Annotated in this window: 9 protein-coding genes; 2 read left to right on the forward strand and 7 right to left on the reverse strand. The window is 68.9% G+C overall.

What is annotated here, in order from left to right:
- Positions 1 to 154: 154 nt before the first annotated feature.
- Positions 155 to 1333, forward strand: a complete 1179-nt coding sequence (locus AB0N89_RS34355) for an FAD-dependent monooxygenase (protein WP_364213617.1) — start codon at positions 155 to 157, stop codon at positions 1331 to 1333.
- Between the two features lie 471 nt (positions 1334 to 1804).
- Here AB0N89_RS34355 and AB0N89_RS34360 read toward each other — a convergent pair whose 3' ends face one another.
- The 7 genes from AB0N89_RS34360 to purD all read right to left on the reverse strand — a co-directional run bounded on the left by AB0N89_RS34360 (position 1805) and on the right by purD (position 8304).
- Entirely contained in the window at positions 1805 to 2923 is a 1119-nt protein-coding gene (locus tag AB0N89_RS34360) for a transglycosylase SLT domain-containing protein (protein ID WP_364213620.1), read from the reverse strand.
- Between the two features lie 44 nt (positions 2924 to 2967).
- A complete protein-coding gene (locus AB0N89_RS34365; RefSeq protein ID WP_026467133.1) occupies positions 2968 to 3279 on the reverse strand; it encodes a hypothetical protein in 312 nt (103 codons plus the stop codon).
- A gap of 190 nt (positions 3280 to 3469) precedes the next feature.
- Entirely contained in the window at positions 3470 to 4240 is a 771-nt protein-coding gene (locus AB0N89_RS34370) for an ESX secretion-associated protein EspG (protein ID WP_364213624.1), read from the reverse strand.
- Between the two features lie 4 nt (positions 4241 to 4244).
- Complete coding sequence (locus AB0N89_RS34375; RefSeq protein WP_364213627.1) at positions 4245 to 5918, reverse strand: hypothetical protein; 1674 nt, start codon at positions 5916 to 5918, stop codon at positions 4245 to 4247.
- Positions 5919 to 5928: 10 nt separating this feature from the next.
- Positions 5929 to 6570 (reverse strand): DUF3558 domain-containing protein, encoded by a 642-nt coding sequence (locus tag AB0N89_RS34380; protein ID WP_364213629.1) that lies wholly within the window; start codon positions 6568 to 6570, stop codon positions 5929 to 5931.
- A complete protein-coding gene (locus AB0N89_RS34385; RefSeq protein WP_020632344.1) occupies positions 6521 to 6907 on the reverse strand; it encodes a PE domain-containing protein in 387 nt (128 codons plus the stop codon). Before AB0N89_RS34385 ends, AB0N89_RS34380 begins: the two co-directional genes overlap by 50 nt.
- Positions 6908 to 7041: 134 nt before the next feature.
- A complete protein-coding gene (purD, locus tag AB0N89_RS34390) occupies positions 7042 to 8304 on the reverse strand; it encodes a phosphoribosylamine--glycine ligase (RefSeq protein WP_364213631.1) in 1263 nt (420 codons plus the stop codon).
- Positions 8305 to 8480: 176 nt separating this feature from the next.
- On the opposite strand from purD, the gene AB0N89_RS34395 reads away from it, so the two are divergent.
- Positions 8481 to 9599, forward strand: coding sequence for a glycerophosphodiester phosphodiesterase (locus tag AB0N89_RS34395; protein WP_364213633.1), 1119 nt, complete (start codon positions 8481 to 8483; stop codon positions 9597 to 9599).
- The last annotated feature ends 90 nt before the right edge of the window (positions 9600 to 9689 follow it).

A 9689-nucleotide genomic window follows, 5' to 3' on the forward strand; every position in this document is an offset into this window, starting at 1 on the left:
CTCCTCGCAGTAGTGCACTCTGCTTCGTTTCGGCTGCCGCACTACCTTAATCGCACTAGTGCGGTGAAGTAAATCAGCTCGTTTTCCTGGTCTTTCGCAGTTGTGCTCATACGTTGTACGCAGTGCTTCACAACACCGTACACAGGGAGTTCGGATGCGAAAGGTCCTGATTTCGGGCGCGGGAATCGCCGGTACGACGCTGGCGTACTGGCTGCGGCGGCACGGTTTCGCGCCGACGGTCGTCGAGCGGGCTCCCGCGCCCCGCGTCGGCGGGCACGCGGTCGACATCCGCGGCACGGCGCTCGGCGTCGTCGACCGGATGGGCGTGCTCGGGCGGCTTGCCGACCTGCGGACGGACATGCGCGGGATGTCGTTCGTGAACGGCGCGGGCAAGACGCTGGCGAAGGTCACCGACCACACGCTGACCGGTGGCCTGACCGACAGCGACGACGTCGAGATCCTGCGGGACGACCTCACGGACACGCTGGCGTCGATCTCCCAGGACGGCGTCGAGTACGTCTACGGGGACTGGATCACCGGAATCGCGCAGCGAACCGACGGCGTCCGGGTCGCCTTCGCCCGCGGCGAGGCGCGGGACTTCGACCTCGTCTTCGGCGCGGACGGCCAGCACTCGGCCGTGCGATCACTGGTTTTCGGGGCGGAGCAACGGTTCTCGCATCACATGGACACCTATCTCGCGGTGTTCACCGTGCCGAACTTCCTCGACCTGGACCGCTGGCAGACGTTCCATCTGACGCCGGGGAAGCTGGCCGGTCTTTACAGCGCGCGAAACAACACGGAGGCGCGGGCGATGCTCGGCTTCCAGTCGGCGGAACTCGGCTTCGACCGGCATGACCTCGATCAGCAGCGGAAACTGATCGCCGGCCGGTTCTCCGGCCAGGGCTGGGAAGTGCCGCGGCTGCTGCGGGAAATGGAGTCGAGCGAGCTGTACTTCGATTCCATGACCCAGATCCGGATGGACCGGTTCACCGAAGGACGGGTCGCCCTGGTGGGTGACGCGGGCTACGGGCCATCGCCGCTTTCGGGACAGGGCACCAGTTTGGCGCTCGTCGGGGCTTACGTGCTCGCCGCTTCACTGGCGGCTTCCGCCGATCATCGCGCCGCTTTCGCCTCGTACGAAAAGGAAATGCGGCCGTTCGTCCGGCTGAACCAAGCGCTGGCTTCGCTGAACCAGAAGAAGCAGACGCGGTTTCAACAGTGGAAACAGATCCAGTCGATGCGCGTGCTGCCGTACCTGCCGTTCCGGGACCGGGTACTGAAAGCCGCCATGCGCCCGCTGACGGAGGCGGCGAACGCGTTGGTGCTGTCGTGAGCGGCGAGGACGGTTCTCTTGAAGGGCAAGGCAAAGGTGTCGCGCCCTCACCGCTCGCGCCTCCCGCCTCCGAGTGTCGCGAAAGCCACTTTCGCGACATCGGACGTCCCGAAAGTGGCTTTCGCGACACCGGGCGCTACCGGAGAACACCAGGCCAAGTGGGTCGTGAGTGGCGATTCGGGTTCTAACGGACTCGCATTTGCCTACCCACTGGCGTGATGGGCGGTCGAGTGAAGCCGGTGCTGGGGGCCGGTGTGGTCGACGGGGAATCCTCCCCTGTCACTTCGTCTGCGATCGGTCCTGACCGATATGACCTTGGTGTCCCTGGTGACGATGTAGGAATTGGGACGTCTGACGTCCCAATTCCTACATCGTCGCGCCCGGCAGCCGCGGAGCCACACTCTCGTCCAGTTCAGGCGTGGGTAGCTGAATACCGGTCCGCTCTAACCCGAATCGCCACTCACGAGGTCGCTAGTAGCCCTGGTACCCGCCGCCACCGGCCATGGACTTCAGCCCCGGGTGTCCCTCGAACCCGCCGTACCGCGAGAACGTGTACCGCACGCCCGCGATGATGTTGTCGACCGGGTTGTAGATGTTGTCGTGCCCGGGAAGCTTGTGCGAGTTGAAGGTCGGGTCGATGCACTGCATCAGCCCCTTGGACGGGGTCCCCTTGGCCGCGTTGGAGTCCCAGTTGTTGATGGCGTTGGGATTTCCGCCGGACTCCTTCTCGATGATCGTCCAGATCTTCTGGATGTCCGCGTCGGTCACCGGGATCCCGTTGGCCTGCAGGATCTTGATGGCCTCCTGGATCCACTGCTGGACGTTGCCCGGCGGGGTCGTCGACGGCGGGCCGCCGCTCGGCCCGAGGCCGCCGCCCCCACCGCCACCGCCGCCGCCCCCTCCACCGCCACCTCCGGCGTGGAGACCGCCGGTGCGTTTGGGGACGGTGCCGTCCTTGCCGGGCATCGGGACCTTGGAGTAGCCGTCCTGGATGTCCTGCTTCATCAGCGCCTGGGACTTCTGGATCATCTGGTTGGCCTGGTCGAGCAGCCCCTTGACCCTGGTGTCGGCGTCGCCGGCGATCTTGTCGATGTCGGTCTTGGCCTTCTGGATGATCTCGGCGGCCGAGGGGCTCGGCGCCGGCTTGTGATCCTTCTCGGCCTGCGCGGCGGCCTGGGTCGCCGCGTTCTTGTCCGACTCCGCCTGGGTGTTCCGCTTGTTGACCGCTTCTTCGGCGCCCTTGTAGGCGTCCGCGACCTGGGTCTTGATGTTACCGAGGTCGGTGTGGACGCGGTCGAGGTCGTCCACGACCTTGCCCAGCTGATCCTCGACGTTCTTCCCGGCCGTGGTGATCGATTTGACGTACTTGAAGAATTCGTCCGCGGCGGGCCCGACCCAGACGCCGCCGTTCAACGCTTCGGTCGAGCTCGACAAGGCCGCGCTGTGGTCGCCCGCGTTGTCGGCGGCCTTCTTGAACTGGACCGAAGCGTTGTGAATAGCGTCGAGGTTCACCTTGTCGATCTGATCGGCCTTCTTGACCAGTTCGCCCCAGCCGGCCGGCTCGCCGGCGCCGACGTTGTTCAAACCCACTGCTCAAGCCCCCTTGGTCTGCGGCCCCCAGGCCTGCCGAATCGTCACAGGTCCCCGTGCACCTTCAGGTTGTCCACGTGGACCGCTTCGGTCTCCTTGATCAAGCCTGCCGCCTTTCGCAGCACGAAGGCGGTGGCCTCCATCAGCTGACCGGCCGAATCGAATTCATTGTGGACGCCCTGCTTGAACTTGCCGACCGCGCCGTGCGCGTCGCCGTGCTCGTCCACTCCGCCGAAGGGGCTTTCCTTCTCGTCATCCATACCGGTGACGCCTTTTTTGGTCTTCTCGAACTCGTCCTTGAGCTTCTCCACCTGACCGGCGGCGATCCCCATCGAATCCGGGTCGTACACAGGCACGGTTCGTCATCCCCTTCGCGGAAAACTCGTATCCGCCCGATCAGACGCGCGGCCGATCAGGACGGTTCCCGCGCATACTTTAAGACCTCGACCGCGGGTGATGTGCGCATCCACGCCAACTTCCACCCCGCCGATATCCACTTCCCGAAACGGCCGAATCGGGGTAAACCCGATTAAGTCGGACGTGAACTCAGAAGTCGGCGACTTCCCGGATCCGGGTCGCCAGCAGCTGGCTGTCCGCCGGGGTGATGGTCGCCCAATCCCGCCCGTCCCGGTTCCGCGCGACCTGGAACAGGTACCGGCCCGCGTCCGTGTCGTAAAAGGCGACGACGTTGTCCGCGCGGCGAGGCCGACCGTCCCGGCCAGCACGTTCGATGCCGAACTGGCCGCGGGCCTCCTGGCCGAGCAGCATGCCCGCCACCTCCTGGGCCTGCCACAGCGGCACGTCCAGGTCTTCCAGGGCGGTGACCAGGGCTTTCGCGTCGCCACGGGCAGCGGCGTCGGCCTGGACGAGGAGGTCGTGCGGGAGGCTGATCGACTGGCCGACGCCGGGGCCGAGGTCACCCGCGACGGAGACGGCGGCCTCGGCGAGGGAGCTTTCCCTGGCCGGGATCAGCCACACCTGGCCGTCGTCGATCACGCCGAGCAGGGCCTGGTTGCCGACGCTGACCGCCTGGCCCTTGATCTCGCGGTCGGTCCACACCCAGACGTCGATCGCGAACCGGGGGTGCGCGAACAGGTTCAGCATGTCGACCAGTTCGCCCGACGCCTGGTGACCCCGCGCGAGACCTCGCGCGCGCAGGGATTCCCAGGCCTCTTCGATCAGTGTCGCCCGCTCCGTATGGGTCGTTCCGGGACTCGGCACGTCGAGTGCGACATGGCGGCGGGGCAGCCGTTCGGCTTCCCAGAGCATTTCGAACTCGAGTGCGGACAGCACCAGGCTGCCGTTGTCGTTCGGCACAGGTTCAGCGCGCTTCGGGGTTGCCGTGGTCACCGATCACGTCGGGCGACACCATGCGCTCGTCGGTGAACAGGTCCTTGTCGTCGACGCCGTAACGCCTGATGTGCTCGGCGTCCTCCTCGACGTCCTGGGTCGCCGCGCGCTCCATGAACTTCGACTCGGCCTTCGGCTGCTTCGCGCCGATCTTCTCCGAGCGGCGCATGGCCTCCTCTTCGGGAAGCTCGCCGATCGGCAGCTGGCGGGTCGGTTTGACGGCGCCGCCTTCCTGGCGGGGACGGCGGTCGCGTTCCTTGTCGCCGCTCAGCGCACCGCCCGCGACACCGGCGCCGAGCGCGGCCGCGCCGGCGCCCAGATCGCCCGCGGGCGGACCGGTGACCTTCGGGACGGCGGGGAAACCGCGGCCGGACTCGTTGCCGGGCACCATCGGCGCCTGCGGTCCGGCGCCGACCGAGCGGCCCTTGCCGAGTGCCTGGTCGCCGCCGCCCGTGCCACCGCCGACGCCGCCGAAGACGCCCGGGCCCGACGTGGAGCCGAGGCCCTTGCCCAGTGCGCTTTCGACCCCGGGGCCGGGGCCGAACGACTTGCCCACCGGCTGCGCCGACGTGGTGCTGCTCGGCGGCAGGCTCCCGGTGGACTGGCCCGGCGGGATGTTCGTGGAGCCGGGCGGCAGGTTCGGCGCACCCGGCGGGACGAACGGCGGCGAGGTGGGCGAACCCGTGACCGGGTACGACGGCCTCGACGTCTCGGGCTGCGGAGTGGGCCGGTTCGGCGCCACCCAGCCGCTGCCCGGGGCGGGCGTGGGCCGCGACGTGCCGGACGGCGTGGTCGGGGCGGCGGCCGCGGGCACGGTGGCACCGGCGTTGGGCGCCGACGCACCGGTCTTCCGGGCGACTCCGCCACCCATCGCGACGCCGTAGGCCGGGGTCGGCGCGTCGTAGGACGGCGCCTTCGGGTTGCTGACGGTCTGCACCGGCGGCGGCACGTACTTCGACTCGACGGCGGCCGACGCGGGCCGCACGCTGCCGTCCGGGGTCAGGTCGGTGGCCGTGCCCGCGAGGTTGAGCGGGCCGGGACCGCCACCCGCTCCGGCGGTGGTGGTGTTCTGGGTCAGGTTCATCGCCTGCGGATCGGCCAGCGTGTCGGTCGTCAGCAGGTTCTCGCCGCTCGTCTTGGCGTAGTCGTTCAACGCCTCCTGCGCCTGCGCCCGCGCGTTGTTCGCGGCGCCGACGCTCTTGGCGTGGTCGGTCTCGAACCCGATGAGGCTCAGCACGACGTCGCCGAGGGTCAGCCCGCCCGCGCCCTTCCGGACCACTTCGGGATCCGGGAGCTTGTGCAGCGTCCGGTTGAAGGCCTCACCCTGGGCGAAGATCATCTCCGCGGAGTGCGAGACCTTCGAGTTCGCGTCCTGGGAGAAGCCCGCCTGCTCGGTGAACACCTGGCCGGCGGCGCCGCCCGCCTCACTCTGCCATTCCACGCCGAGCTTGCCCAGCTCGTCACGCAGCGTCTTGTCGGTGTCGGCGAGCGCGCCCGCGACGGACTTCAGCGCCTCGACGGCGATGCCGATGCTGCCGGTGCCGTCGCCGCTGCGGAAACGCTCGATCTCGGTCGCGATCCCGGTGTCGGTGTAGCCGTCGAACCGAAGATCGCGGAGCCTGCCCGCGAGGTCGGAAACGTTCACGGCGCCCTCCCTAGTTGCGTGCTTTCAAGGTCTGCAAAGCCGAATCGGCCGCGTGCGCGGACATCTCGCACAGTTGCGGCATGGTGAACGCGCCAGCGGTGACGGCGACGGCCCGCACCGCCAGCGTCTGCCCTTTCGCGACACCGACGAGCGTTTCGCAATCGCCCGGTTTCCCGGCGTCGCGGTAGTTCGTGACGGCGGGAAACCCGCCGACCGCCTTCGGTTCCGTCGTCATGCTGTTCTTGCGGCGCTTGCCGGTGAACCACTCTTCGACGTCCGCGGCGACCGCGCGGACGTAGTAGGTGTGGAACGGCTCCGCCGCGTCCGCGTCGAAGACGCAGGTCGGACCGTCGATCGGTTCCGCGGCCGCGCGCGGCTTGCTGTTGATCTTGAGCTGGTCGAGCTGCGGCTCGGTGAGCAGGGCGCACGGATCGGCCCCTTGCAGCTTCAGCTCGGCGGGCCTGGCGGGCAGCGCGGACGCCTTGGCGCCCTGCGTGGCCGAAGCCAGCGCCGGTTCGTCGGGAAACGCCTGTCCGCCCGTGTCCGTGGCGCATCCGGCCAGCACGAGCGTGAGCACCCCGCCGGAGACCAGCACACGAGGCCTACGCCCGGTGTACACCACGGTCCCCGAACGCGGCGGCCTTGTCCGCATCACTGGTCTTGTACTCCTTGGCCGCCGTGCGGAGCTGGTTGACGAGTCCCCTCAGACCGGCCACGTACGCCTTGACCTGCGCGGCGTACGACTGGTCGCCGTCGGCCACGAGCTCGTTCCAGACGCTGGTCGAGTGCACGCTCACGGTGTCGTTGGCCGGAGTGTCGATGCGCAGCTGGTCGAGCCGCGTCAGAAGCTTGTCCTGGAGCGCGTCGACCTGCTCCTCGACGATCTTCGCGACTTCGAGCAGTTTCGACGGATCCACCCTGATGTCGGCCACCGACGGCGGCGTCGGGACCGCCGACGTGAGGTCCTGGATCTTGCCCGATGCTGCCATCCCCACCCCTTTGGAAACACGCACGGTGACCGTTCGCCCTGCCGAGGCTACCAACGCGGATGTATCGGCTGCCTAAGCTTTGCAGGAAATACCGGGTTAGACGCACCCGGGACGGGGACGGTTCCGTCCGGAATTCACAAGACCGGGGTGGCGATCTCTCCCTTGGCGGCGAGCAGGGCGATGTCGGTGCGGTGGTGCGAGCCGGCCAGGTGGACCTTCTCGACCGTCGCGTAGGCGTCCTTGCGAGCGGCCTTCAGGTTCTTGCCGGTGCCGACGACCGACAGCACGCGGCCGCCGGAGGAGACCACGGCGCCGTCGTCACGGCGGCGGGTGCCCGCGTGGAGCACGCCTTCGAGCTCACCGCCGGTGATGACGTCGCCGGTCCTCGGCTTGCCGGGGTAGCCGTCCGCGGCCAGCACGACGGTGACCGCCGCGCCCGAATCCCAGTCCAGCGGCGGCAGGTCGGCGAGCTTGCCGGTCGCCGTCGCGTGCAGGACCTGGCCGAGCGGGCTGCGCAGCAGCGCCAGGACGACCTGGGTCTCCGGGTCGCCGAAGCGGCAGTTGAACTCGATGACCTGCGGGCCCTCGGACGTCAGCGCGAGACCGGCGTAGAGCAGGCCGGAGAAGGTGGCGCCGCGCTCGTCGAGCTCGTCGACCACGGGCTGGACGATCCGCTCGACGACGTCGTCGACCAGGTCCTTCGGCGCCCACGGCAACGGCGCGTACGCCCCCATGCCGCCGGTGTTCGGGCCCGCGTCGCCGTCGCCGACGCGCTTGAAGTCCTGCGCGGGCAGCAGCGGGACGACCGTGCGGCCGTCGACGAAGCAGAAGAGTGAGGCCTCGGGGCCGTCGAGGAAGGACTCCAGGAGCACCGGGTGACCGCCGTCGAGCAGCATCAGGGCGTGCTTGCGCGCGACGTCGACGTCCGTGGTGACCACGACACCCTTGCCCGCGGCGAGACCGTCGTCCTTGACCACCCAGGTGGGGCCGAAGCGGCCGAGCGCGGCGTCGAGGCGGGCCGGGTTGTCGACGACCTCACAGTGCGCCGTCGGCACCTTCGCGGCCGCCATGACGTCCTTCGCGAACGCCTTCGAGCCCTCGATCCGGGCCGCGGACGCGGACGGGCCGAAGCAGGCGATGCCCGCCTTCCGGACCGCGTCGGCGACGCCCGCCACCAGCGGGACCTCGGGACCGACCACGACCAGGTCCGCCTGCCACTGCTTGGCGAGGGCGGACACCGACTCGGGGTCGGCCGCGTCCACACCGAGCTGCTCGGCCACCGAAGAGGTGCCGGCATTGCCCGGGGCACAGGCCAGCGCCGTGACGGAAGGGTCTTCCGCGACCGCGAGGACGAGTGCATGCTCACGGGCGCCGGACCCGATTACCAGTACGCGCACGACGCACAGGGTAACCGTGCCGGTGAGGCCCGAACACGTCGCCGTCCTCGAGCGGGTGGTTCCATCCGGCGTTCACCCGGCGGTCAGCGCTCCGCCGGTCCGACTTCGCCGTCCGGACGCCTCCTGCGTCAAGGGTGGCGCGGTACCCCGAGTTCAAGCGAAAGAGGTTACCCACCATGCGAAAGCGCCTGGGCGTGCTCGCCCTGTCCGGACTCGCCGTACTCAGCGTCACGGGGATGGCCGGCGCCGCCGAGCCGGGCGCCCGAGATGTGTCGGCGCTGGCGAAGGGCCACGATGGGCCGGTGATCGTCGGACACCGCGGCGCCCCCGGCTACCGCCCGGAGCACACGCTCGCCTCGTATGAGCTCGCCTACCGTCAGGGCGTCGACTGGGTCGACGTCGACCTGGTGCCCACCAAGGACGGCCGGCTGGTCGCCCGGCATGAGAACGAGATCGGCGGCACCACCGACGTCGCGAAGCACCCCGAGTTCGCGAACCGGAAGACGACCAAGGTCATCGACGGCACGTCGTTCACCGGCTGGTTCACCGAGGACTTCACGCTCGCCGAGCTGAAGACCCTGCGCGCGACCGAGCGGATCCCGCAGCTGCGGCCGAACAACAAGGTCTACGACGGCCGCTACCAGATCGCCACCTACCAGGAGGTGCTCGACCTGACGCGCCGCTTGGGCCGCGAATTGCGCCGTGAGCTGGGGACGTACCCGGAGGTCAAGCACTCGACGTACTTCTCCTCGATCAAGAACCCGACCGAGCCGAAGCTGGTCGAGCTGCTCAAGCGCAACGGGCTCAACCACCCGAAGGCGCCGGTGATCATCCAGTCGTTCGAGGTGTCGAACCTGATCGAGCTCTCGCGCCAGGTGCGGGTGCCGCTGCTGCAGCTGACCTCGGCGACCGGCGCTCCGGCCGACTTCGTGGCGAAGGGCGACCCGCGCACGTACGCGGACCTCGTCACGCCGGTGGGCCTGAAGGAGATCTCGAAGTACGCGGACTACCTCGGCCCGGAGAAGGCACAGGTCATCCCGGTGGTGAACGGCGCGCTGGGCAAGCCGACCGCGCTCGTGGCCGACGCGCACAAGGCCGGGCTGAAGGTCGGGCCGTACACGTTCCGCAACGAGAACAACTTCCTCCCGCAGAACCTGCGCTCGTCGGCGAACCCCGCCGAGTACGGCGACGCGTTCGCCGAGCAGGAGGCGTTCCTCAAGGCGGGTGTCGACGGGTACTTCTCGGACCAGCCGGACACCGCGCTGGAGGCCGTGAAGGCCTTCCGGGGACGCTGACCTCGCTCTGAAGTGTCATGAGGGGTCCCCATGGGACGGGTTTCGTCACCAGGGGACCCCACCAGAAAAACAGGGGGCGGTGATGTAAGG

It is taken from the genome of Amycolatopsis sp. NPDC089917 (assembly GCF_040684635.1).
Taxonomy (GTDB): domain Bacteria; phylum Actinomycetota; class Actinomycetes; order Mycobacteriales; family Pseudonocardiaceae; genus Amycolatopsis.